The organism is Massiliimicrobium timonense (assembly GCF_002160865.1).
Classification (GTDB): domain Bacteria; phylum Bacillota_I; class Bacilli_A; order Erysipelotrichales; family Coprobacillaceae; genus Allocoprobacillus.
This window is the reverse complement of the sequence record NZ_NFLJ01000101.1, coordinates 1-913: the sequence shown is the minus strand read 5'-3', so window position 1 is coordinate 913 and position 913 is coordinate 1. Positions and strand designations below refer to the sequence as shown.

General features: G+C 36.3%; 1 protein-coding gene. It reads left to right on the top strand.

The genetic code is table 11. The annotated features are described in order from the left end of the window. Positions 1–913 (top strand): reverse transcriptase domain-containing protein (locus tag B5E75_RS14335; RefSeq protein WP_143746993.1); only part of this gene is annotated, 913 nt, incomplete at both ends.

Genomic DNA, 913 nt, shown 5'->3' with positions numbered 1-913 from the left:
TGAATGAAGGATACGAATGGGTCATTGATTTAGATATAGAAGCATACTTCGATACAGTCAATCACGATAAATTAATTTCAATACTTAGAGAGCATGTGAATGACTCGACAACACTGCATTTGATTCGCAAATTCCTGCAGGCAGGAATCATGGAAAATGGTCTTGTAAAAGCTAGTACCATAGGAATGCCACAAGGAGGACCTCTAAGTCCAATTCTATCAAATATCTACTTAGATAAATTTGATAAGGAATTAGAAGCAAGGGGACTATGCTTTGTGAGATATGCGGACGATAGTAATATCTTCGTTAAAAGCGAGATGGCAGCAAATCGAGTGATGAAGTCAGTCACATCATGGCTAGAGAGAAAATTATTTCTAAAGGTCAGTGCAACCAAAACAAAGATAGTAAGACCAACGAATAGTCAATTTCTAGGTTTTACATATTGGAAGAACTCATCAAGATGGGAATGTATTCCTACAAAGAAGAGTAAGAAAAACCTGTATGACAAATGTCGAAAGGAACTCATCCGAAAGAAATGTGTTGCACAGACCAATACAAAAACATTCACTAGGATAAATCAAATCGTCAATGGATGGATAAACTACTTCCGAATTGGAAGAATGAAGAACTTCATAGATGAATTTGGTCAATGGTTGAGACATAAAATAAGGGTCATTATCCTGAAACAGTGGAAAACACCATCGAGGATATATAAAAATCTACAAAAGTTGAATGAGAAATTGCCTTATCACTTCAGTGATGAGCAAATCTATTCGGTAGCGAATACAAGGCTTGGACTATATAGACAAGCAAATGGGAATGTAGTTAACTTCTTACTTAATGCGGATATTCTAGCCATAAGAAAAGAGGAAAGACCTGGTTTGGTCAATCCCCTCGCATACTATCTAAGATA